Genomic DNA, 24,770 nt, shown 5'->3' on the forward strand with positions numbered 1-24,770 from the left:
ACATTTTGCTTACGTTCGCACTGATGTAGTTATGTAGGCCTTCAAGCCATTGTTATGAAAACACCAAATTCTGCTGTAAAAAAGGTCATCATTGTTGGCGGTGGCGCTGCCGGCTGGTTAACTGCTGCCATACTGGCAAGCGCCAGGCCCGACCTGACCATTACCCTGATTGAATCGCCGGACGTCAAAATCCTGGGGGTAGGCGAAGGCACCTGGCCTACTATGCGCAATACTCTGCAGCAAATCGGCATTAGCGAGCTGCAATTTGTTACCGCTTGTGATGCCAGCTTTAAACAGGGCACCAGTTTTCATAACTGGCTTGATGACATCTCGCCGCACCAGTATTACCACCCATTCAGTTTACCCCTGGATTATCCCAACCCCGCGCTGGGTAGTTGGTGGCAACACTATCAGGGCCAGCAAAGCTTTGCCCACTCCACCACTTCTCAGGCAATACTGTGCGACCATTCCCGCGCCCCGAAGCAACCGCAGACGCCGCCTTTCGCGGGGGTGGTAAATTATGGTTACCATCTGGATGCCCATAAATTCGCCATGCTCCTGCAAAACCACGCCACACAGTATCTTGGCGTAACCCATTTAAGTGACCATATTCAGGCGATTAGTGGCAGTACTGACGGGCCTATTGAGAGTGTTACCGGACGTTCGCAGGGAGAAATTTATGGCGACCTGTTTATTGACTGCTCCGGCTTTGCCGCCCGCCTGATTGGCCAACATTACGGCACCGAACTGCGTTCCTGTGAGCAAACGCTTGCCAACAACAGCGCGGTGGCGATGCCGGTTAACTACCAGCAGGCGAATAGCGATATTGCTTCGGTCACCCGCTCTACCGCTCAGGATTATGGCTGGATTTGGGATATTGGCCTACCCACTCGTAAGGGGGTGGGCTATGTCTTCAGCGATGAACACTGTAGTCGGGAAGAGGCACTCAGCACCCTGGGTGAGTATATCAGGCACGATGTGACATCCGAGGATGACCCGGATCTGAGTCAGGCACGTTTTTTTAACTTTAAGCCAGGTTATCGTGAAACTCTCTGGCGCCATAATTGTGTGGCCATTGGCACCTCAGCCGGCTTTTTGGAGCCTCTGGAAGCGTCAGCGTTAGTGATGATTGAAATGGCCGCTGGTCACCTGGCTGAGCAAATGCCAGCTACTTCTGAGCAGTTTGAGCCGGCTGCACGTCAGTTTAATCAGCTATTTACTCAGCGCTGGCAACGGGCAGTCGATTTTCTAAAGCTGCACTATGTGCTGAGCCATCGGCGGCACAACACCTACTGGCGGCAGATGACCGCTTTGGAAACCACTTCTCAGCAACTGCGCGACTGGCTTAGCTTATGGCAATCACGGATGCCGCTGGGCTCAGACTTCCCGCTGCGGGAAGAACTGTTTCCGGCGGCCAGCTTCCAGTATGTTCTGTATGGCATGGGTCAATCAACGCAAACAGCATTGAATGGTAACCCACACTCCCTTCACCAGGCGTATGAACAACTCCGCCACCTTTGCCACCAGCAACTTAACGGCCTGCCCTCTAATCGTGAGTTGCTTAGCGCGTTATCCGTTCTGAATTAGGGGTTAGATATGAAATCAAAACAGCGAGTAGTGATAGCCGGGGGAGGCACCGCAGGCTGGATGGCCGGTGCGGCGCTCACCCGGTTATTACCTCAACAGGTTGAGGTGACACTTATTGAAAGCAGCGATATTGGCACGGTAGGTGTAGGAGAAGCGACCATTCCAACACTGGCTTATTTTCATAAACTACTCGGCATTGATGAACGTCAGTTTATGGCGGCTACCCAGGCAACCTTTAAACTGGGCATTCAGTTTGAGAACTGGCGTCAACAGCAGCATAAGTACCTGCATGCTTTCGGACAAACCGGGCAAACGAGTTTTGCCTGTGACTTTCAGCATTTCTGGTTACGGGGACGTGAGTTGGGCATCGCCGATGAATTTGGCGATTACTGCCTGGAAAGCGTGGCCGCCAGAGCCGGCAAGTTTGCCCATTTACCTAACAATGGCCTTAACTACGCATACCACCTGGATGCCTCCCGCTATGCGTTGTTTTTACGGGATATCGCCGAACAGGCAGGCCTTACGCGCATCGACGGGACTATCAGTGCCATTGCCACTGACCCTGATAATGGCTTTATAGACAGCATCACGCTCGCCGATGGTCAAACAATTTCAGGCGATCTGTTTATCGACTGCACCGGATTTCGGGCATTATTGATAGAGCAAACACTCCGCGTCGGTTTTGAAGACTGGTCGCACTGGTTGCTCTGCGACCGCGCCGTAGCCATGCAATCCCAGCGTGAAGGTGAGTTAGCGCCCTTCACCCGCAGCATCGCTCACCCTGCTGGCTGGCAATGGTGCATTCCGCTACAAGAACGCATGGGCAACGGCCTGGTATATAGTAGTCAGTACATGAGTGATAATGACGCCATGGCCACATTAAGTGGCTCAATAAGTGGTGACGCCTTGCACGAGCCACGCTTCATTCGTTTCACTCCCGGTCGTCGACGCAAGCAATGGCATAAAAACTGTGTTGCGTTAGGGCTGGCAAGTGGCTTTTTAGAGCCGCTGGAATCAACCAGCATTCACCTTATTCAACAAGGCATTATTAAACTCATCCGCCTGTTTCCCCAACAGCAGATTTTGCAAAGTGCAGTGGATGAATACAACCAGCAATGCGCGGCCGAACTAGAGCACATTCGCGACTTTTTAATTTTGCATTATTGCGTCACCGAGCGCCGCGACAGTGCATTCTGGCGACATTGCCAAAGTATGCCAATACCAGATTCACTGCAGCATAGAATCGACCTGTTTAAACAAACGGGCAGCATATTTCACCCTGGCAAAGCCTTATTCGAAGACTCCTGGCAGCAGGTGATGCTCGGACAGGGGCTGACACCCGAACGCTATCACCCCTTTGCAGATACCCTGCAACAAGCGGAGCTGGAGAATTTTCTGGGTCATGTCAGCGGCACAATTCAACGAACAGTTTCAGGTTTACCTCTGCATGCTAATTATCTGACCAGCCGGCACCATTAGCTTGCTGACTGCGGTTGCGGCGTGCCCTCTGCATCATACTCAACGGGGGCAAAGTGATACCAGCCTGCATAGCTGTATAGCAGGGCAATGCCGAGTACAAGCCAGTGGTACCACAAAAACGGCAGGTAACTCAGCGTACTTACCCCTAGCGTAGTCGCCATAAAGATACCGCCGTCGGTCCAGGGGATCATAGGAGTAGTTACCGTACCGCCGGATTCAACGTTGCGCGAAAGTACCCGTTTATCAATGCCCATTTGTTCATAGTTACGGGATGTTATGGTGCTGGCGGTCATTATCGATACATAGGCCGCGCCGCCGAGCGCATTACCTAAAATACCGCTTAGCATAGTGGAAAGCCCCAAACGGCCGGTGGTAGTGGCCCAGTGTTGCAAGGCATTACATACCGCCGTGAGCACACCGATGGACTCCATCAGTCCGCCCAGTCCCAGCGCCAGAATAACCAGCAGGATCACCGACAGCATCGACGTAATGCCGCCCCGATTGAGCAGGATCTGCAAAAACTCTACATCGGTATCAATAAAGTTGCCGTTATACAGGCTGTCGAAAGCACTGACCAGAGAGGCCTGTTCGAACAGCATTGCCCAAATCACGCCAAGCAGCGCTCCCAGGCAGATAACCGGAAACGAGGGCAGGCGCATCATCAGTAAACCAATCACAATCAACGCCGGTAACAACATATACCAGCCAATAGTGTAATGAACGGCAATGGCATCCATTACCTGTTGAGCGGTACCGGTACCACCATCATGATCAAACCCAAGGCCGACCAGCAAAAATGCAATACAGGCAATGATGCAGGCAGGCACACTGACATACAGCATGGATTTAATGTGCGCAATAAGGTTTACCTGACACATGGAGGCTGTCATAACCGTGGTATCAGAAAGCGGTGAGAGCTTATCGCCAACGTAAGCCCCCGATATGGCTGCTCCCGCCACCAGCGCCGGCGGTAAATCAAAGCCTGCACCAATGCCCATCATGGCGATACCCGCCGTACCGGCGGTACCAAACGAGGTACCGGTTGCCAGTGAGGTAATGGCACAAATGATAAACGCGGCCGGTAGAAACAGCGCCGGGTCCATCACCGAGAGACCAAGATAAATAATATTGGGCACAATACCGCCAGCCATCCAGCTACCAATAAGGGCACCCACAGCGATCAAAATCATAATCGCATCCATGCCCTGAGTAACGCCTGCAATCACCCCTTTTTGCAAATGATGATAGTGATAGCCGAGGTACTTACCAAAGCCCATCACCAGGAACCAGCAGCCAATAAAGGCCAGTTGAATAGGCAGGCCAAGTTGATGTACCGCCACAAAGATAATGGCTAGCAGCAGAAGGGTGAGAATGAGAATTTCGGTTAGAGAAGGCAATCGCGTTTTGTGCATGAAGATCCCGTGGCTGTGCTGCCGTAACGCCGCCGCAGCGGTAGTTACTACGCCCCAAATATTATTCTGTATACTTTTTATCCCATATAAGATTATGAATGTAAAGGAGATCGTCGGGTGACTATAAAAAAGTGGCGGGGGAAACGTCCCGCCATAGCTTAAAGGGCAAGCAAGGATTGGGATAACACAATTAAAGGGTTAACAAAAATCAGTCAGACTGATTGAGGAATGCCAGCACCTGTTGGTGGTTGTGCTGTCTGGCAACTGATAGCGCGGCGTTTCTTTCGTGTGCCTGCAGCGCTAAATCGTTGCCCGTGTAGCGAAAGTATCGGAGCATCGCAACGTCACCCCGCCGGGCGGCCTCCTGATATAACCGGGCCCGGGTTTTACTGGTCATAAACACCGATAAGCACAGTGGAATGCAACACAGCGTAGCAGTGAGTAATAACAGTAACATCGCCGCCTCCTATTGCGCCTCAGGCGCCTGTTCAGTCACAATCTCTTTGCATAACTGATCGCCGTAATAGTTATCGCGAAAATTACAGTCCCGTTGGGATTGCTCACCATTGGTGGTGGGCTTGCGGTTTAGGAGGTGATTAATAATTTGCTGCATCAGACTCTTCTCTACGTTAAATCGATAAGGGGAGTATGGCTGCCCGCATAAAATTATAAAAATGATTAAAACCAATTAATACGATTTATTTTTATGATTAGTAAAACGGCATGACTTGCAATTTGTCTGTTGATAATCCGTTTAACAGGATTATCAGCTCGGGCAGCAAAACCATGCCGAGCCATTTACCGCTTTGCAAAATCCTGTAATGTAATATAACGTTGAGGTTGAATGCTATTTAACCACATCACAGGATGTCCATGTCTTTTATCACGGAGTTGAAACGTCGCAACGTTGTGAAAGTCGCCAGTGTGTATCTGGTGACGGCGTGGTTAATTCTGCAGGTCATTGCTGTGGTCTCTCCCTACCTTAACCTACCAAAAGTATTCGGCACCTACGTTACCGTTGCATTGATTATCGGTTTCCCTATCGTATGTATTTTTGCCTGGGCCTTTGAGCTTACTCCCGAGGGTATTAAAGCCACCAGTGAAGTCAGTAAGAATGAATCCATCGCCAAACAAACCGGCCACAAAATTAACCATATACTGGTGGCGCTGATTGTTGTGCTGGTGGTGTATGTGGCAGTAGACAAACTGTGGCTATCCTCGGCACCCACAGTTATAGAAACAGCAGAAGCCGTCGATGTTGAAGAAGAAAAATCGGTAAAAACCCTCGCGGTTTTACCCTTTTTAAATTTAAGCACCGAGCCGGACCAGGAGATCTTCGTAGACGGTTTAACCGAAGAGTTACTCAATACGCTGGTGCGTATTCCAGAGCTCAAAGTGCTCGGCCGTACCTCCAGCTTTGCCTATAAAGGCGTCCAAAAAGACATTAAAGTGATCGCCGAAGAATTAGGCGCTGACTACATCATCGAAGGCAGTGTACGTAAAAACCAGCAGGATTTACGCATTACCGTACAGCTCATCGACGCGGCCACCGGCGCGCACCTATTTTCCGACAATTTTGATCGCCAATTAGAAAACGTGTTTGCTCTACAGGAAGAGGTTAGCGATCAGGTAGCGGCAGCGTTAAAACTGAATGTGGTACACCAAAATGACCGTTATACGGCGGCATTGAACCAATTAACTTATGTAGAAGTGGAGCAGCTCGTCAGGGCGAGGGCACTAACACATAAGCTCACCACAGATTCTATTAATCAGGCCAAGCTTATATTGGATCCTTTGCTAGCAAAATATCCCGATATCTCTGCAATTCTGGGCTTAAGCGCCTATGTTGCCACGGCGGAAGTCTCAATTACTGAAAATGTTAGTCTGAATGAAGCAGAAACTATTGCGTTAGCTGAGGCGGCATTGGAGCTGGACGCGCTCAACCGTGACGCTTTATACACACTTGCTGTAATTTACGATGACTATTCACAATTAACTGATAAGGCAATAAAAATTTATCAAAAAGCGATTCGCGCTTACCCTTATGATTTCAATTTTATTCATGCATATTTTATTAACCTGATAGTGAAAAAAACGCCTTGTGAAGAGCTTGATAACTTTTATAACAGTCTGGAACTTGAAGGCCTGGAAGACAAATACAAAAACCGCCTTCGTTACTTTACGCTGGCCTGCTCCGCCCCAAAAGAAGCTGAGCGTTTTAAGTCGACTGTTACCACGGATAATGTTGAGCGATATATAGAGTTCGTCGATCCTCTACAAGATTATATAATAGTTGAGAAAAATTACCGTGAAATTCCAAACCAGCGACGTGCGTTTTGGTACTATTATTACCTTCAGTTACTCGGCGCTACGAATGACAGCAAGGCGGTGCTTGACGATATTGACTTGTCCAGCCAGGGCTATTGGGCAACTTATACATACACCGCCAGCTACTTTACTGACATCACACTACCTGAAAAAAGCTGGGATGAACTGTGGCAGGCATTGGTGCACAATAAGTATTTTTCTATTTATATCGACGATGCACTTGTGCTTTTTGATATGGCGCAAAAACAGGAACAACTGGCTCAATTTCGCCAACGCATCGCAGGGCTGACACCGCCCGACGTGTCATTTGCACAGTTAGATAATGTAACCAGTTATGTAGCAATCTTAGATAAGTTGGGTGAACACCAAAAAGCAACTTCAATCGCCAACGAGGCTTTGCGGGTAGTGGAAGAATATAAAAGCCTGTATCCGCGAGAGTATGTATTTTATGAGCTATTGTTTTACGAACTTGTGCTGAATCTGACATCCAGGCAGTTTGCTATCGCAGAGCGAATACTAAATAACTATCCTGATAAATCCAACTTTGGCTGGTGGCATCTTGAACCAACACGCTACCTATATAAAGACATCGCAGATCAACCCGTTGTGCAACAACTACTTACCACCATCGAACAGGAAAAAGCCAAACTGCGTGAAGAACTGGGTTTGCACTAGCTTTGCGAACACCGATGCTAGAGGCGTTTTACCAATGCTTCGTACGCCGCTTTATCCTGTACCTTTAATTTAGCTAAGTCCGCTTCGATACTATCGGCCAGTGTTTTGCTTTTTAATTCTTCGATTTCCTTAGCCATTGCTCTGAGTGATTCTACCGCTTGTCCGGGTTCGCCGTCGGCGATTTCCAGTACGGCATTGGTGAGTTTACCCAGCTGCTTACCGTAGCTGGCGACTTTGGTGATCACTTGCTTTTCCAGCGCCGCATTACCCGCGATATTGAATTCATACTGAGGCGAGAACCAACTCGTCACCGGCGAAATATCTTTCACATCACCGCTTAAGGGCATATTCCAGGCAAATGGGGGAAGGGCGAAAGGGTTAAACATGTCACACTCCTTATGAACACTAATTGATCTTAGTATAGAGCGGTTAGCGCAACCTGACTATTTTTTAACCAGAACTATTTCATCAGACAAAAAAATACCCGGCTGGTGCCGGGTACTTGAGATTATCTCGGAGTTACTTGGGTTCTGATAAAAAGAACCGGTAAGCCGGGTTATCTGTCACATCCTGGCACGTATAGTTGAGCGCAGTCACGTGCTCATCAAAGGCTTCGCGGCTTTCTGGCGGAATATCAAATCCGGCCAGCACCAGGCCTTCTGCCGCCCCGTGGTTACGATAATGGAACAAGGTAATGTTCCAGCGTTCACCCAGGGTGTTCAGGAAGTTAAGCAAAGCGCCCGGGTACTCAGGAAATTCAAAGCTGAATACCACTTCGTTTAGGATAGTGGGCGGACGACCACCCACCATATGGCGCACGTGCAGTTTGGCTAATTCGTTATCAGACAGATCAAAGCATTCGTAGCCTTTGTCTCCCAGCTCTGCGGTGAGGGCTTCAAATTCGGCCTTGCCACCGCGCAGTTTAATGCCAACAAAGATGTGCGCTTCAGTCTGCGAGGCATAACGGTAGTTAAACTCGGTGATCGTACGGCCACCCAAACATTCGCAAAACTGTTTAAAAGCGCCCTGACGCTCAGGGATCTTAACGGCGAATACGGCTTCTTTTTGCTCACCGAGCTCACAACGTTCAGACACATAACGCAGGGTATGGAAGTTAGTGTTGGAGCCACACAAAATACCGCCCAGCTTTTTGCCCTGAATGTCATTTTGTTTTACGTACTTGCGGATCGCCGCTACCGACATCGCACCGGCAGGCTCGGCAATCACACGGGTATCGTCGAAAATGTCTTTAATGGCACCACAGATTTCGTCGTTAGTGACCGTCATGATCTCATCGACGTACTGATTACACAGGCGGAAGGTCTCACTGCCCATCAGTTTAACTGCCACACCGTCGGCAAAAATGCCCACTGAACTTAAGCTGGTGGGTGCACCCGCCTCTTTAGCTGCCGCAAAACAGGCCGATTCTTCCGACTCGACGGCAATAATTTTAATCTCTGGCTTTAACTGTTTGAGGTATACCGAGATACCCGCCGCTAAACCACCACCGCCAACCGCAATAAACAGAATATCCAGGTTAGGATTTTGCTCTAATAACTCGCGGGCAATGGTGCCCTGACCAGCAATCACATCCGGGTCGTCAAAAGGTGGGATCAGCGTGTAACCATGCTCTGCGCTAAGTTCCCGGGCATGGGCACTGGCGGTGTCGAAGTTGGTGCCATGCAGCACCACGCTAGCATGCTGACCACCAAACCGGCGCACCGCTTCTATTTTAATGTCTGGCGTGGTTTCCGGCATCACGATGGTAGCGTTAATACCTTTCATATTGGCACTGTACGCCACACCCTGGGCATGGTTGCCCGCAGAGGCAGCAATTACGCCAGCATTTAACTGTTGGGCCGAGAGACTGGCGATGCGATTATAGGCACCGCGCAGTTTGAATGACTTAACCGGCTGCTGATCTTCGCGTTTTAGGTAAACGTCGTTGCCCAGCTCGGCGGTTAAGCGCGATAACAATACCAAATCACTGTTAACCGCCACGTCATAAACCGGCGCCAGCAGGATTTTTTTCAGGTATTCGTGATCGGTAACGGTCATAGATCTTCCAGTTTGGATGGGTCTCTTACTGCGCCTTTATCGGCACTGGTCGCCAGCATGGCAAAGGTTTTCAGCGACAGCGATACTTCACGCTGACGGTTAACCGGGCGCCACGGGCGTTCACTGGCTTCCATCGCGGCGCGACGGGCCTGTAACTCGGCATCAGTAATGGCAATATTGATGGTACGGTTAGGAATATCGATTTCGATGGTATCGCCTTCCTGCACCAGGCCAATCCCACCGCCACTAGCGGCTTCAGGTGAGCAGTGACCAATCGACAGACCAGAGGTACCACCTGAGAAGCGGCCATCAGTGATCAGCGCACAGTCTTTCCCTAAACCTTTTGATTTCAAATAAGACGTTGGATAAAGCATTTCCTGCATACCCGGGCCGCCTTTGGGGCCTTCGTAGCGAATGATCACCGCATCACCGGCAACCACCTGATCATTCAGGATTGCCGCGACGGCTTCGTCCTGGCTTTCATAAATTCGGGCACGTCCGGTGAATTTAAGAATAGACTCATCCACACCGGCCGTTTTTACGATACAGCCGTTTTCAGCGAGGTTACCGTACAACACGGCCAGACCACCTTCCTGACTGTAGGCATGAGCTAAATCACGGATACAACCTTCGTTGCGATCGGCGTCGGCTTCATCCCAGCGACAGTCCTGGCTAAAGGCTTTAGTGGTGCGGATCCCAGCAGGGCCGGCACGGAAAAATTCGATGGCAGCGGCATTTTCGGGGTTAGTAATATCCCACTCTCTGATCACATCGGTGATGGTTTTACCTAACACATGAGCGCAGTCGCCATGCAGCAGACCGCCTTTGTTTAACTCGTTTAAGATACCCAGAACGCCACCGGCACGGTGCACGTCTTCCATATGGTACTTCGGCGTAGATGGCGCCACCTTACACAGGTGCGGCACTTTACGGGATAAGCGGTCGATATCGGCCATGGTAAATGGCACTTCGCCTTCCATTGCCGCAGCCAGTAAGTGCAGGATAGTATTGGTAGAACCGCCCATGGCGATATCCAGACTCATGGCATTTTCAAACGCATTGAAGTTAGCAATATTGCGCGGCAATGCCGAGGCATCATCGTTCTTGTACCAACGCTCACACAGTTCTACGACTAACTCGCCCGCTTTCTTGAACAGGTTTTCACGGTCGGCGTGAGTGGCCAGCATGGAGCCATTACCCGGCAGCGATAAGCCCAGCGCTTCGGTTAAACAGTTCATCGAGTTGGCGGTAAACATCCCTGAGCACGAGCCACAGGTAGGGCAGGCCGAACGCTCGATTTCGTTAGTGTCATCGTCCGACACTTTATCATCTGCAGCAGCGACCATGGCATCAACCAAATCCAGTTTAATGATTTGATCAGACAATTTGGTTTTACCCGCTTCCATCGGGCCACCGGAAACAAACACCACCGGAATGTTCAGACGCATCGACGCCATCAGCATTCCCGGGGTAATTTTGTCGCAGTTAGAGATACACACAATGGCATCGGCGCAATGCGCGTTAACCATATACTCTACTGAATCGGCGATAATCTCACGGGACGGCAGGCTGTACAGCATCCCGCTGTGACCCATAGCAATACCGTCGTCTACCGCGATGGTATTGAATTCTTTTGCCACACCACCTGCAGCCTCAACACTACGCGCCACGAGCTGGCCCATGTCTTTTAAATGTACGTGACCCGGCACGAACTGGGTAAAGGAGTTAGCAATGGCAATAATGGGCTTACCAAAATCACCGTCTTTCATACCGGTAGCTCGCCATAAAGCGCGCGCACCGGCCATGTTGCGTCCCTGTGTTGTGGTTGCAGATCTTAACTTAGGCATAAAAAACTCTCGTCCCGTCAGGGTATATCTTATTTATAAACCGGGGTTAACCAGTTCCATTTATCTTCGGTTTTGCCGTTAAACAAGCCGAAGAACATGTCTTGAATTTCTTTAGTAATCGGGCCACGGCCGCCTTTACCTACGGTAATACCGTCTACGCTGTTCACCGGGGTGACTTCAGCGGCAGTACCACACATCAGGATTTCATCGGCCAGGTACATAGCTTCACGCGGAATGTTTTCTTCGCGAATTTCATAGCCCAGCTCTTTGGCCAGCGTCATAACCGTGTCGCGGGTAATACCCGGCAGGATTGCCGCCGTTTTAGGCGTAGTGCTGATAACACCATCGCGGATCACGAAGATGTTTTCGCCGGCGCCTTCACTGATGTAACCGTTACGGTCGAGCGCAATGCCTTCGCCGTAGCCATGGCGACGCGCTTCCATAGAGATCAGCTGTGAAGACAGGTAGTTACCACCAGCTTTCGCGCCAGTCGGCATAGTGTTAGCTGCCAGACGGTTCCAGGAAGAGATACCGGCATCAACACCATTTTTCAGCGCTTCTTCACCCAGGTAAGCGCCCCATTCAAAGGCCGCAATCGATACTTCTGCTTCAGCATCCAAGGGCACTTTAATGCCCATACCAATATCACCAAAGAAAGCAATCGGACGGATGTAAGCGGATTTAAGATCGTTTTTAACAATGATATCTATTAGCGCCTGATTCAATTCATCCATAGTGTAAGGGATGTTCATGCGATAGATTTTGGCCGAGTCGAACAAGCGACGGGTGTGTTCCTGTAAACGGAATACACAGGTACCCTGATCCGGTGTGTTGTAAGCACGCACACCTTCAAAGACTGATGAACCGTAGTGAATAGCGTGAGTCATTACATGAACGGTAGCCTCTTTCCAGGGGATAATTTTACCGTTAAACCAGATATAATCAGCAAGTTGCTTAGCCATGTCGTTTCCTTAAGAACTAGCGGGCTTTATGTTACCCGTAAAGTGTAGTCAGTAAGTGACTGACCACTATAATTAATACCGCGTCAAATGATACATGACGCGGGCTCGCGACCCAATGCACAGTGGCATTTTTCGCAGATAAACAGTGTAAACTCGTACAATTAGGTGTGCACAGACCAATGCGACACACACAGTTCGATTTGCACGGAATAAATAATACCGTTGTCGCCAATAGTTTATTGGCTGACAATAACGAGATACAGACACAGATTCGGAAGTTTTTGGCTGGCTTTTGAAAAGGTCAATGACGTCTGGCTATAACGACACGCCTTTCAGGGGCGTAGAAATACCACGGATCCCGTGACGTGATCAAGGGCAGGGCTTAAAAATTAACCTTTTGACCGACCAAATCAGCAAATCTTTCGACGAATCTGCACCAAGGCTCAGTATGCGCCAACGTTCATCCTCACTACACTGCAGGTTAAATCGCCGACACAGTGCAGAACATCATGGGAATGGGAATCGTATATACTCGCGGCGCAGCGGGCATAAGCGCGCCGACAGTCAAAGTGGAAGTACACTTATCCAATGGCCTGCCTTCCTTTAAATTGGTTGGTCTGGCTGAAACCGCCGTTCAGGAAGCCAAAGAGCGGGTACGCAGCGCCTTAATTAACAGCGGCTTTGAGTATCCGGCACGGCGCATTACGGTAAACCTGGCGCCCGCGGATATCCCGAAAAGTGGTGGCCGCTACGATTTAGCCATTGCCCTGGGCATTTTGATCGCCATGGGATTAATCGACCAACCTCCTCTGAATACAGTAGAGGTTGCCGGTGAGCTCAGTTTGAACGGCGACATTCGTCCTGTACCAGGCTTATTGCCAGTGGCCATGCGCTGTGCAGAAGACAACCATACGTTGCTGGTACCTGCAGGTAATGAAGCGGAAATTCAGTTGGTCAGCAACCTCGAATACAGGGTTCCGGCAACGTTACTTAGCGCATTCCTGCATTTTACCCGACAACACACACTCGCCATAAAGCACACCTGTAATGACGTATCTCTCCCCCCACCCCGTCCGCGCTGGGATGACATCATTGGTCAGCAACAGGCCAAACGAGCACTGTGTATTGCAGCGGCAGGCTCGCATAATCTTTTAATGGTAGGCCCGGCAGGCACGGGCAAAAGTTTACTTGCCAGTCGGCTGGTGAGCTTACTACCACAGCTTAATCACCAACAGGCTCTGGCCACTGCCGCGCTGTATTCGGTAAAAGGAGAACAGCGTGATACCCAAGATTGGCTGACGCCGCCTTTTCGCTCTCCCCATCATACCTCATCGGCCATTGCCTTAACGGGCGGTGGCGCACATCCGCAACCGGGCGAAGTGTCGCTGGCGCATAATGGGGTATTGTTTTTAGACGAACTGCCCGAATTTGGCCGTCAGGCGCTGGATGTCCTTCGCGAACCGCTGGAGACCGGTGATATATGCCTGTCACGCGCTTCCGGGCAGGCCAGGTATCCCGCCCGGTTTCAATTACTGGCCGCTATGAACCCCAGTCCGACAGGGGATATAGACGACGGTCGCAGTACTACGCAGCAAATCCAGCGCTATTTAAGTAAGCTTTCAGGCCCGTTGCTCGACCGTATTGATATCCAGATTGAAGTGCGCCGGCCGGGTTCTTATGCTTTTGCGCCCCCGGTTAGCGGCAAAGACACTGCCATTGAGGCCAGGGAGCAGATCATGGCAGCTCACGAAATTCAGCAACTGCGCCAGGGTAAGAGTAACGCAGCACTGAGCGTAGCCGAACTTGGCACACATTGTTCAATGCCTCCAGAAACGGAAGAGTTTCTGCAGCGTGCGGCAACCAAATTAAAACTGTCTATGCGGGTGTTTCATCGCACCATAAAAGTAGCCCGAACCATTGCCGACCTGGAAGCGCAAGCCCATATCACCACCGAGCATATTGGTGAGGCATTGGGTTACCGGGCGCTGGATAATTTAATCCGTCAGTTTAATTCCAATTGAAACAGGGCGTTAATCAGCGGCTCGTGACGACGTTCCTGCAAACAGGCGAGGCCCAATTCGTAGGAACCAATATCGTCTACCTGAATTCGGGTAACACTGGAAGACATACTGGAGTGATCGAGCACCACCTGCGGCACAAAACCAATACCGCAGCCTAAGGCCACCATCGACACAATGGCCTCGTTTCCGCCCACTGAGGCATACACATTGGGGCGAATGCCGTGTTCGGCAAACCAATGGTAAACAATGCGGCGGCTTGGCCCCTGTTCTGGCAGTATCACCTGATTGACCCGCCAGTCGACCTGGGCAAGCTGGGTTAAACGCCGGTCGCGGGGCGCAATTAGCACCAGCGGCACAAAGTCCAGCCCCGAAAAACACAGGTCGGTTGGGAAGTCAGGAGAGTGGATGGCAATAGCAACATCCGATTTTTTATGCTTTACATGCTCAATAGCCAGCCCGGGATCGCCGGTGACCAGGCGGATATCCACACCAGGATAACGCTGGCGAAAACGGGAGAGCACAGAAGGCAGATGGCTTTGACTGGCAGTCACCGAACAGTACAGGCTTAACTCCCCCTGCAAGGCCTTTCCGTCGTCTCGCAGTTCTTGTCGTACGTGCTGCCATTCACCCAGCAATTGTTCACTAAAATTCAACAACTTATGACCACCATGGGTGAGCGCCACCGAGCGGTTATCGCGTTTAAACAGCACGCATCCACACTCTTCTTCGAGGCGCTGTATCACCCTGCTTAAAGTGGATGGCGAAACGAACATCGCGTCGGCCGTGTCACCAAAATGTAAGCTTTTTGCGAGATGATTAAATAGCTGTAGACTGCGAAAATCCATGGTGATTTCACTTTTTGCAACACTGTTTTGCAAATATATCATTTTTCAAAACGAAAGGGGTAGCGTATTGTTGCTGCAAGTCGTCAATGACGAGGTCATCCCAGCTGATTGAAGCTAAGGGATAACGACAAAAGAAGTTCGGAATTATTTTTTTTATGGCTAATTATTTCAACACTCTGTCTCTACGCCAGCAACTGGACCAGTTAGGTCGTTGTCGCTTTATGAATCGCGACGAATTTGCTGACGGTTGTGAGTTCCTTAAAGGTAAAAAAATTGTCATCGTTGGCTGCGGTGCACAAGGCCTTAACCAGGGGCTCAATATGCGTGACTCAGGGTTAGACGTAGCTTATGCGCTGCGTCAGGCTGCGATTGATGAGAAACGTGACTCATTCCAACGCGCCTCAAACAACGGTTTTAAAGTAGGTACTTATCAGGATCTGATCCCTACAGCGGACGTGGTTTATAACCTCACTCCTGATAAGCAGCACGCCAGTGTGGTAGAAGCGGTTATGCCTTTAATGAAAGAAGGCGCAACCTTAGGTTACTCACACGGTTTCAACATTGTTGAAGAAGGTCAGCAAATTCGTAGCGACATCACTGTTGTTATGTGTGCGCCTAAGTGCCCGGGTACCGAAGTACGTGAAGAATATAAGCGTGGTTTCGGTGTACCAACACTGATTGCCGTTCACCCGGAGAATGATCCAAAAGGTGAAGGCTGGCCAATCGCTAAAGCACTGGCAAGCGCCACTGGTGGTGACCGTGCTGGTGTTCTGGAGTCGTCTTTTGTTGCAGAAGTTAAGTCTGACCTGATGGGTGAGCAAACTATCCTGTGTGGTATGCAACAAACTGCTGCGATTCTGGCCTTTGAAAAAATGACTGCTGACGGTATTGATGCCGGCTATGCAGGTGCCCTTATCCAGTATGGTTTAGAAGCCATTACTGAAGCGCTGAAAATCGGCGGCGTAACCAACATGATGGATCGCCTGTCTAACCCAGCGAAATTGAAAGCTTATGATTTGTCAGAAGAACTGACTTCTCTGATGCGCCCATTGTTTGAAAAACACCAGGACGACATCATCAGCGGCGAATTCTCTCGCACTATGATGGCTGACTGGGCAAACAACGACGCAAACCTGTTAGGCTGGCGTGAAGAAACCGGTCAGACTGGTTTTGAAAATGCCCCGGCTTACGACGGCGAAATCTCAGAGCAGGAATTTTTCGACAACGGTATTTTGTTAGTGGCTATGATTAAAGCCGGTGTAGAAATGGCCTTCGACGTAATGGTTGAAGCAGGCATTCTGCCAGAGTCGGCTTACTACGAATCACTGCACGAAACACCACTGATTTCGAACACTATTTCGCGTAAGCGTCTGTACGAAATGAACGTGGTTATTTCAGACACAGCAGAGTACGGTAACTATTTATTTGCGAACGCAGCAGTACCTTTACTGCGCGAGAAGTTCATGCCTAACATCGATACTACTGTTATCGGTAAAGGTCTGAACGTAACGTCTAACCAGGTAGACAATAAGCGTCTTACCGAAGTTAACGAAGCGATTCGCAACACTGGCGTTGAAGCCATTGGTAAAGAATTACGCGGTTACATGACGGATATGAAAGCCATCATCGAAGCGTAGACAGTTTCTGTCGTTAGGTGCTTAACCAAGCCCTTTTGCCCGACCAATTTGGTCGGGCTTTTTTATGCCTGTAAAACACATCCGCCCAACCTGCTTTTAACTTCCCAGCGCTATCGTTTTACCGCTCAATGCTGGCTGTTGCTCACAGTGAATCAATGCCATTTCGATTAACGCTTTCGCCGCTGGCAAAGCCTCACTGGAATTAGGCCATAGGGCGTAGATCGGGCGTGAGAAGAGTGGTTCAGAATAGTACCGCAATGCGTTTTTCATTTTCTTGTCAAACATGGCGACTTCGGTCATCGGCAACAGGGCAGCACCACGACCCTGCTCAACCAGTTTTCTGGCCAGTGTAATATCTCCGACCTGAGAAACCTGCGCAAACTGCGATGTAATAAGGTCAATTTCATGCTCGTTTGCGGCGATCTGCGCAGGTGAATAAGCCAAAAACAAATGCATATCCGGCGTAATCACACGCGGCCCAATCACGCTCACAGCTATCTCCCCCAGGCGCCGCTGATAAAATGAAGAATCATCCTGTTTACCAACCCTGAAAGCTACTTCAAAAGGCTTCTGACTCAATAGCGCATTGTGGTTACTCGGTTCTATATTGAGCGCTAATTCAGGATACCTTTGCTGATATTGCCAAATAACATCAAACAGAGGGCCAACAATCAGGTTTTGCGGACACAGGATGCGTAAACTGGACACATTCTCATGGCTTAACCTGGTGACTGTATTTTGTAACGCATTCATTGGCGTGGTGATTTCTTCATAAAGCTCTTTGCCAAAGGTGGTCAGAATCACCCCGCGGGAGGTGCGGGTAAGTAACGCGCTATTTAACTTTCGCTCCAGCGCGCTAAGTCTTTTAGACAGGGTCGCTGGCGTTATTTTTAAGTCGGCAGCGGTTTTAGCAAAACTGCCTCGTTTCACTATTTCGACAAACAGTTGCAAGTCATCCAGCACAGTAAATCCTTCACATTTACCTTTCCTAAACCGCCATTCTAACGCGCTCGCTTATCCATACAATATCTGTTCACCAAGAGGAGGAATGAATGAACAAACTGCTTTTTACCGCACTGTTTTCACTGTGCCTTTCGGCACTGGTATCGGGTTGGGTAACCTACATCAACTTAGGTGCTGGCCCGAGCTTTGTTAAGCACTGGGGACTTGCCTATGTCAACGCCTGGCCGATGGCTTTTTTGGCCGCCTATCTGCTCACTGCGCCAGTTAAAGCGTTAACCAACAAGCTACTAAAGGTATCGTAATCATGATAAATCCGGATAACTCACTGCACATTGTGGCAAAAATAACCCCTAAACCTGAGTATTTCGAACGTGGCCTGGCAGCCATAAAGCCCATAATTCAGCCAACCAGAGCAGAGCCGGGCTGTTTCCGATTCGATGTGTTTGCCGATGAGCACAATGGTCAGTATGTACTGGTAGAACACTTTCGTAACCAGGCAGCACTCGACAACCATTATGCTCAGCCTTATACCCGGCAGGTCTTTACCCTGTATGACGAAATACTCGCGAAAGCACCCGACATTGCCACTCTGACACCCGTTGATGAAACCTCTGCATTGGATGCGTCTGTTTCCCGTTACGAGCGCGGGTTACATAATCTGAAACGCATCGACGGTCGGGCAGGGGAAGAAGTGGTAGAAGGGCTTAAGCAGGTGTCGGCCTCACTCGCCAACTATGTGGTTGAGTTCCCTTTCGGCGATATTTATAACCGTGGAGGTATCGATTTACGGGCCAGGGAAATTGCCACCATTGCCATGCTTGCTGCGATTGGCGATACACAGGACCAATTAAGAGTACATATTCATGCCGGATTAAATGTCGGGCTTAGCCTGGCAGAAATTGAGGAAATCATTATTCAGACTTCGGTTTACGCCGGCTTTCCCAGAGCCTTAAATGCTATGAAGGTGTTTGCTGATATTCAATCTGCACACCCCTCCATGGCGTTATAAATACAATAGCAGGTTATCCCCTAACCACTCTCTGCTTTCCCAGAGTGTTACCAACTGCATACAGATCGCATCAGCCTGACTGACACGAAAATACTAACTTGCTGATATATATAAATATAATAATTGGCACAATGCTTGTAATAACCACTGGTTATCTGAAAAAAGCAATCATAATAATTAAAGTCATCTTGAGGGGAGTATTTCATGCAGTCAGGCATTTCCAGGTTTACGCAAATTGGCGACTGGATCTTCGAAGTCAAAATGGTCAGGGCTCTGCGAGTCGAAAATTACGGTCAGCCCTATGATGCAGTGGCCACACTAACTGCTAACGGGGAAAGCATGTATATCGATACACAGCTCACCCGCCAGCATAACGAGTTGAGTCGTGAAGACTGTATGGCGTTTTACGAATTTGCCAAACAGCTGGAGATGAAACAGCTACAATACGACAAATTACGCAATGGTGAACGCCACTCGCGCAATGTTGAGATTGTGGAAAACCAGCGGCCCCGGGCAGTGGTTCAGCTGGTTAACGGTAATCGCTTTCCCTAAGAAAGCGATTATGCCGTTTTCTCCGGTCTTTGCAGACTCAGGCGGATAATAATAAATGCCAGCGTGAAGAACACCAGAAAACCCGCACCAATGGGGAACAAATCAACGGTGAGATAAGAGTCTACCGTGGTGGCTACCAGCACAGCAATAATACTTGATAGCGAGCCAATAATGGCTGCGCCCAGTCCTGCCATATCGCCTAAGGGATGCATGGCAATGGCGTTGAGGTTACCAAACAGCAGCCCCACAAAGAAAAAGCCGATAAATAATGAACCAATGGTCACCACCAGTGGTGGCAGGCCATCAAACATTTCAATGATGCCCAGGAAAATAACCGAAAACACCACCGAACCAATCAACGCTACCTGGGTTACCCGATACATCCCCAAACGCATCACAATTTTGCTGTTGATAAACGACGCCAGACCAATAGAAAAAGCCAGGGTAGCAAAGATATAAGAGAACATTCCCCCCACGCCGTAGAAGCCCTGAAAGATGGTCTGCGACGCACTTAAGTAAGCCAGAAACCCGCCAAATACACAGCCCATGGCCAGGGTCGGCCCGATCACCGGCTTGTGGGTGATGATAAACATTGAAGAACGGAAAAACTGCGCCCACGAGAACGGCTTGCGACGGCTGGGAGGCAGTGTTTCCGGCTGCCTGATCCAGAACCACGCCCCGGTAAACACGGCCACCAGCAGAAACAGGGTAAAAATATGGAACCAGGAGGCAATATTGAGCACCCACTGACCCACCATAGGCGCCAGCATTGGGACCAGGATAAATACCATCATAATAAACGACATGACCCGTGCCATGGCTTCACCGGCAAACTGATCGCGGATCACCGCCGTAGAGGCTATGCGCGGGCCTGATACACCAAACGCCTGAATGACCCGGCCAATAAGCATAGTTTGCATATCATCAGCCAGCATACACACCACCGTACCAACGGCAAAGATAACCAGCCCCAGAATAATGGCCTCGCGGCGGCCACGGGTATCGCAATAGGGACCAAAAAATAACTGGCCGACAGCCATGCCACCAAAAAACAAAGACACAATCAGGTGACTTTCGTGAATATCCTTCGCGCCCATCGCCGTGCCAATGGCATCCAAAGCAGGCAGCATGGCATCAATACTCAGCGCCACCAACGACGTCATCAGCGCCATCAGAGCAATAAACTCCGGCAAGCCGAGAGCGGGTTTAACATGAGTACTTTTCTGCTTCATAACAAAAGGAAATTCCGGTTTATACTAATTTCGGACGGGCTTTACCGGCCTCAAAGAAGGAAGTTAATTAAGCGCAGTAGTATACCGTAAGTTTGTGACAACTGCGCTCTGATAAGGGTGAATGGGGGGTAAAATGCCGTGGAAATATTAGCCAGTGTGGCTAATAAAAGAAGCGGAAGCGCTGCAGACTTACCTGAACTGCACACCGGACAGCGCCAGAGCACCTATCCGGTATAGCCGTGATAATCTGGCGTCAGAAAAACCAGAACCGGGAATCGGTTGATAAACATGTCTGCTTAGCAGTCTTTATCTTCCAGATCCATTTTCTCTTTAGCGTCTTCACACGCATCTTCGAGGGCGTTGCCCGCATCGTCGGCCATTTCTTCAGCCTTATCAGCCGCATCTTCTGCCATATCTTTGGCTTTATCCGCCGCATCGGAAGCGGCATCTTTAGCATCATCCATGGCTTCGCTGGCAGCATTTTTAAAGTTGCTCAGCGAGTCTTCCGCCTGCTCTTTTTTTTCTTCACTGCATGCGCTGAGTAACAGTGAAAATGCACCGATAAATACCAGTGTAAGAATGTGTTTTGTTGTTTTCATGTAGTGTGCCCCTGTCTTTTTACTGATGTCTGAACAGCAAAGCTTTAATCACTTTGCTTAAAAATACCACATATACCCCGAAGACCAAGATGAATTTACCGAGCCGATTCATCATGGCGGAGACTCCCTGAAATCTGATAACCGTTGCGAACAACGCTATTCCCAATAAGATGACGATAATCATTAGCCATTCCTGTTTAAAATACGGCACCGCTTTGGCGGCATAACAACATGGAATAGCGAAAACCTTGCCACTTTTAAAATAGCAATATTTAACAGTGAGTTAGCCTATTATCGGCTAGAAAGGCGGTGGTGTAGAGGGTAAAGGTGTCTTCTCATACAGACACTTTTACACGCTCTTGTTAGCTTATAGTTCAGGCTTTTTGCTGGTCGGGATGCAGGGATTTACCGAGAATGTGATTGTCACGGTCGATAACCGTAGATGCGCGACCAACAATTAACGGATCCGGCGCCTTGGCAATACGCCGGTCTTTGTTTGGATAAGGCATGGAATGCAGAAAATACTGCATACAATTAAGTCGGGCCCGTTTTTTATCATCGGATTTTATCACCATCCAGGGTGCGTCGTTGGTGTCGGTATAGAAGAACATCGCTTCTTTAGCTTCGGTGTAGTCATCCCATTTCTGCTGCGCCAGTTTATCAATCGGGCTTAACTTCCATTGTTTGAGCGGATCGGTTTCGCGCTTCTCGAACCGGCGGGTTTGCTCTTCCTGAGTTACCGAGAACCAGAATTTAAATACCCGAATACCGCTATTCACCAGCATACGTTCGAGTTCAGGTGTCTGACGCATAAACTCCAGGTATTCATTGGGTTCGCAAAAGCCCATTACCCGTTCAACGCCGGCCCGGTTGTACCAGGAACGATCAAACAAGACAATTTCGCCGGCAGTAGGCAGGTGTTTTATGTAACGCTGAAAATACCACTGCCCCTTTTCTTCTTCGGAAGGTTTCTCCAGTGCTACCACTCTGGCTCCACGAGGGTTCAGATGCTCCATAAAGCGCTTGATGGTACCGCCTTTACCCGCCGCATCACGCCCCTCAAATAGCATGACCACCCGTTCTCCGGTTTCCTTTACCCATTTCTGGACTTTCAGTAACTCCACCTGCAGCTGATGCTTATGCTGTTCATAGAACTGGCGCGTCACTTTGCGCTTGTAGGGATATTCACCGGAGCGGAATGACTCTGCAATATACTGCTCGTCGTGGCGCATTTCAGACAGTGAATGCGGATGTTCATGGGCTTCTTCCGGGGTAGGTACAGCGGTAAGTTTTTGGCTATCGGTCACGTTCAATTCTCCTTCTGTATAGGTTCATTGTACGCCGCTTAGCCGCAGTATTGGGGGCCGATACCAAGCTAATCCATGGTCGGCTGATCTGGATCAATCGGTTAAATTACGACCTGCCCGGGGGGCATTTACCGGGCCTCCCCGGGCAGGCTTGCGCTGACGTTTTGTTACAGGTACTCAGCGAGAAATTTATCCATTTCTTTGAATAACTTAACCCGATTCGACTGAATTTCCAGGTGATGGTTACCCAAAGGCAATTCAACGTACCGGTATTCCTTGTCCTCATCATCGAGCTCATCAGCCATCAGGCGACTCTGCTCAACGTGAACCACCCGGTCTTCCTCACCATGTACCAGCAAGATAGGCGTTTTGATATTTTCCACATAGTTAACCGGTGAGCGGCGGTCGCGATCATCACCATCTTCACCGATTTGTCTTTTCACCAATTTGGCGTTCAGGAAGCCTCGGGCTCTGCGCACCAGACGGTCCAAATCACTAACGCCCGCAAAACTGACCGCGCACTGATACAATTCAGGGCTTTTCACTGTGGCTGCCAAGGCCGCAAATCCACCGTAACTGGCCCCAACAATACACATTTTGTTTTTGTCGGCGTAGCCCTGATCAATCATCCATTGGGTGCCATCAACCACATCATCCTGCATAGCCATGCCCCAGTTTTGCATGTGCGATGCTTTAAATGAAAACCCATAGCCGGACGAGCCGCGGAAGTTAGGGCGCAGCACGGCATAGCCGCGACTGGTAAAATAGGCAACCCAGTAATTAAAACCACCGCCATCACGGCCACTCGGTCCGCCATGGGGAAAAATCACGGTAGGGTAAGGGGCTTCACCGGTTTTCGGCAGCGTAAGATACCCTTCAATTTCGGTTTTATCGCGGGCCGTAAAGGTAATTCGCTCGTGTTCGCTCAACGCCTCGGTGTCGATATCGGGGTATTGGTCAAATAAAAAGTTAATCGTTACTTCTTTCTGGTTACCAATATAATACCGACCGGGCTGGGTATCGCTCTGGGTATACAGCAGGTAAACCTCTTCGTTGCGGCTGAAAGCTTTCAACGAGTTGTAGCTATTCTTAAACAGTTTGTTTAACCCTTTACGCAAAGGGGCGTAGCGATCGTCCCAATAAAAGGTTCCTCGCGGTCCGTTAACACCAATGGCGTCATTGGTTACCGGCGAATAAATCAGGCTGCCGTCCACATCGTATTCATCGTCTGAATAAACCAGCGTTTCTTCACGCGTTGTCAGATCCAGCTTGTACAACGCTCTGTAATCATTAAGGTACTTCTTTATGTACAGAATGTTAGGATCAGCGGCAAAACCAGCCACGTATATCGGTTTATCTTCAGAGACGTTATACGCGTACAACTCTTCGTAATTATCGTCTTCGTCGCGCAGGAAGATCTGGCGATCACCGGTCTCGTAATTCAGCGCAATACCAATTCGCACATTACCCTGTCTATCGGTTACCCAGTCACGAATGCGTTTTTTGCCTTTAATCAGGCGGCTGATTTTGCGGTCTTTAATATTCACTTTAAAAACCGATTTTTCAAACGGTCGTGAGATATCGATGGCCATCAGAATATGATCAGGATCGTCAGGCAAGTAATCAATAACATCATCCTGGAACTGCGGCACATACCCCACATCGTTCTGATAACGCTGAATATGCCGCCAGTCGATCACCTGCTCAGGGGATGAACCTTGCTCGTCGTACTTCATCAGATATAAGCGGGTACGAAAGAACTTTTGCCCATGGCGACTAACCTCGTAGCGGGCGCTAACCAGCAAATCTTCATCATTCGCCCACTTATACCAGTTAATCTTGACCTTTTGGTTGTCTGCCTTGAGCAGGTAGTACACTTTCCCGGTGGCCAAATCCAGCGTCATCAGCGCGGCAAGATCTTCATTGGAGGAGTTACGTTGCATGGCAAAGCGCGCCCCGTTTGGCGACATGGCAACGCTGTAAAACTGCGGCAGGCGACTAAAAACTTCGATAGGTTGAGGCTCTGAGGATTGGGCCACAGGCACTAAAGCAACACAACACAGCCACAACAGGATGAGCTGCTTGAACAGGCGGGGCATACAACGTTCCTTGTTTATTTTTAGCTTTCAATTTTGTGGTTAATATAAACGAAAGGGGATACCTGTCGCAACAAACAGGAAATTAGCTAAAAACGCTGTAGCGAATCCGCTTAAGGAGGTACACTTTTTGGCGTGGATTCTGCTTTAAGAATTGACCC

General features: G+C 49.5%; 21 protein-coding genes. 8 read left to right on the plus strand and 13 right to left on the minus strand.

All coding sequences use genetic code 11. The features are described 5' to 3' along the window. Positions 1–54 precede the first annotated feature (54 nt). Together AC27IB_RS12410 and AC27IB_RS12415 are read left to right on the plus strand one after the other, a co-directional pair. Entirely contained in the window at positions 55–1,587 is a 1,533-nt protein-coding gene (locus AC27IB_RS12410; protein WP_296053261.1) for a tryptophan halogenase family protein, read from the plus strand. A gap of 9 nt (positions 1,588–1,596) precedes the next feature. Next, positions 1,597–3,066, plus strand: a complete 1,470-nt coding sequence (locus AC27IB_RS12415; RefSeq protein WP_487121231.1) for a tryptophan halogenase family protein — start codon at positions 1,597–1,599, stop codon at positions 3,064–3,066. Here the strand turns inward: AC27IB_RS12415 and nhaC are convergent. The 3 genes from nhaC to AC27IB_RS12430 form a co-directional block, all read right to left on the minus strand. Continuing rightward, positions 3,063–4,478, minus strand: coding sequence for a Na+/H+ antiporter NhaC (nhaC, locus tag AC27IB_RS12420; RefSeq protein WP_296053257.1), 1,416 nt, complete (start codon positions 4,476–4,478; stop codon positions 3,063–3,065). The genes AC27IB_RS12415 and nhaC overlap by 4 nt on opposite strands. A 208-nt stretch (positions 4,479–4,686) precedes the next feature. Continuing rightward, entirely contained in the window at positions 4,687–4,935 is a 249-nt protein-coding gene (locus AC27IB_RS12425) for a hypothetical protein (RefSeq protein WP_296053256.1), read from the minus strand. A gap of 9 nt (positions 4,936–4,944) precedes the next feature. Further along, positions 4,945–5,091, minus strand: a complete 147-nt coding sequence (locus tag AC27IB_RS12430) for a hypothetical protein (protein ID WP_487121234.1) — start codon at positions 5,089–5,091, stop codon at positions 4,945–4,947. Between the two features lie 260 nt (positions 5,092–5,351). Between AC27IB_RS12430 and AC27IB_RS12435 the strand changes: the two genes are divergently transcribed. Next, positions 5,352–7,481, plus strand: a complete 2,130-nt coding sequence (locus AC27IB_RS12435) for a hypothetical protein (RefSeq protein WP_487121236.1) — start codon at positions 5,352–5,354, stop codon at positions 7,479–7,481. Positions 7,482–7,498: 17 nt separating this feature from the next. On the opposite strand, the gene AC27IB_RS12440 is transcribed toward AC27IB_RS12435, so the two are convergent. The 4 genes from AC27IB_RS12440 to AC27IB_RS12455 form a co-directional block, all read right to left on the minus strand. Further along, a complete protein-coding gene (locus AC27IB_RS12440) occupies positions 7,499–7,867 on the minus strand; it encodes a hypothetical protein (RefSeq protein WP_296053792.1) in 369 nt (122 codons plus the stop codon). 133 nt (positions 7,868–8,000) lie between these two features. After that, positions 8,001–9,539, minus strand: coding sequence for a threonine ammonia-lyase, biosynthetic (gene ilvA, locus AC27IB_RS12445; RefSeq protein ID WP_487121238.1), 1,539 nt, complete (start codon positions 9,537–9,539; stop codon positions 8,001–8,003). Beyond that, the gene (gene ilvD, locus AC27IB_RS12450) at positions 9,536–11,386 is read right to left on the minus strand and encodes a dihydroxy-acid dehydratase (RefSeq protein WP_296049283.1); all 1,851 of its coding nucleotides are present in this window, start codon (positions 11,384–11,386) and stop codon (positions 9,536–9,538) included. The genes ilvA and ilvD overlap by 4 nt, the downstream gene beginning before the upstream one ends. A gap of 29 nt (positions 11,387–11,415) precedes the next feature. Next, positions 11,416–12,348, minus strand: coding sequence for a branched-chain amino acid transaminase (locus tag AC27IB_RS12455; RefSeq protein ID WP_296049282.1), 933 nt, complete (start codon positions 12,346–12,348; stop codon positions 11,416–11,418). A 509-nt stretch (positions 12,349–12,857) separates the two neighbouring features. Here AC27IB_RS12455 and AC27IB_RS12460 point away from each other — a divergent pair. Further along, on the plus strand, positions 12,858–14,369 hold the full coding sequence (locus tag AC27IB_RS12460) for a YifB family Mg chelatase-like AAA ATPase (RefSeq protein ID WP_487121241.1): 1,512 nt from the start codon (positions 12,858–12,860) through the stop codon (positions 14,367–14,369). Here the strand turns inward: AC27IB_RS12460 and ilvY are convergent. Further along, on the minus strand, positions 14,351–15,214 hold the full coding sequence (gene ilvY, locus AC27IB_RS12465) for an HTH-type transcriptional activator IlvY (protein WP_487121243.1): 864 nt from the start codon (positions 15,212–15,214) through the stop codon (positions 14,351–14,353). The genes AC27IB_RS12460 and ilvY overlap by 19 nt on opposite strands. Before the next feature lie 155 nt (positions 15,215–15,369). On the opposite strand from ilvY, the gene ilvC reads away from it, so the two are divergent. After that, positions 15,370–16,851 carry a ketol-acid reductoisomerase gene (gene ilvC / locus AC27IB_RS12470; protein WP_296049276.1) on the plus strand — a complete coding sequence of 494 codons (1,482 nt, stop codon included), beginning with the start codon at positions 15,370–15,372 and terminating at the stop codon, positions 16,849–16,851. A 96-nt stretch (positions 16,852–16,947) separates the two neighbouring features. Here ilvC and AC27IB_RS12475 read toward each other — a convergent pair whose 3' ends face one another. Then, positions 16,948–17,814, minus strand: coding sequence for a LysR family transcriptional regulator (locus tag AC27IB_RS12475; protein ID WP_296049274.1), 867 nt, complete (start codon positions 17,812–17,814; stop codon positions 16,948–16,950). A gap of 89 nt (positions 17,815–17,903) precedes the next feature. On the opposite strand from AC27IB_RS12475, the gene AC27IB_RS12480 reads away from it, so the two are divergent. The 3 genes from AC27IB_RS12480 to AC27IB_RS12490 all read left to right on the plus strand — a co-directional run bounded on the left by AC27IB_RS12480 (position 17,904) and on the right by AC27IB_RS12490 (position 19,375). After that, the gene (locus tag AC27IB_RS12480) at positions 17,904–18,116 is read left to right on the plus strand and encodes a DUF2798 domain-containing protein (RefSeq protein ID WP_296049273.1); all 213 of its coding nucleotides are present in this window, start codon (positions 17,904–17,906) and stop codon (positions 18,114–18,116) included. A gap of 2 nt (positions 18,117–18,118) precedes the next feature. Continuing rightward, positions 18,119–18,823: a carboxymuconolactone decarboxylase family protein gene (locus AC27IB_RS12485; protein ID WP_487121246.1), complete on the plus strand. Its 705-nt coding sequence runs from the start codon at positions 18,119–18,121 to the stop codon at positions 18,821–18,823. A 204-nt stretch (positions 18,824–19,027) separates the two neighbouring features. Then, positions 19,028–19,375, plus strand: coding sequence for a hypothetical protein (locus tag AC27IB_RS12490; RefSeq protein ID WP_296049272.1), 348 nt, complete (start codon positions 19,028–19,030; stop codon positions 19,373–19,375). Between the two features lie 8 nt (positions 19,376–19,383). Here AC27IB_RS12490 and AC27IB_RS12495 read toward each other — a convergent pair whose 3' ends face one another. The 4 genes from AC27IB_RS12495 to AC27IB_RS12510 form a co-directional block, all read right to left on the minus strand. Then, positions 19,384–20,607: a multidrug effflux MFS transporter gene (locus tag AC27IB_RS12495; RefSeq protein ID WP_487121248.1), complete on the minus strand. Its 1,224-nt coding sequence runs from the start codon at positions 20,605–20,607 to the stop codon at positions 19,384–19,386. Between the two features lie 296 nt (positions 20,608–20,903). Continuing rightward, positions 20,904–21,206 (minus strand): hypothetical protein, encoded by a 303-nt coding sequence (locus AC27IB_RS12500; protein WP_296049268.1) that lies wholly within the window; start codon positions 21,204–21,206, stop codon positions 20,904–20,906. Positions 21,207–21,580: 374 nt separating this feature from the next. Further along, entirely contained in the window at positions 21,581–22,513 is a 933-nt protein-coding gene (gene ppk2 / locus AC27IB_RS12505) for a polyphosphate kinase 2 (RefSeq protein ID WP_296049266.1), read from the minus strand. Between the two features lie 167 nt (positions 22,514–22,680). Beyond that, entirely contained in the window at positions 22,681–24,612 is a 1,932-nt protein-coding gene (locus AC27IB_RS12510; RefSeq protein WP_487121251.1) for an alpha/beta hydrolase family protein, read from the minus strand. Between the last annotated feature and the right edge of the window lie 158 nt (positions 24,613–24,770).

The sequence above is a fragment of the Alteromonas sp. 4NH20-0104 genome (genome assembly GCF_057547795.1).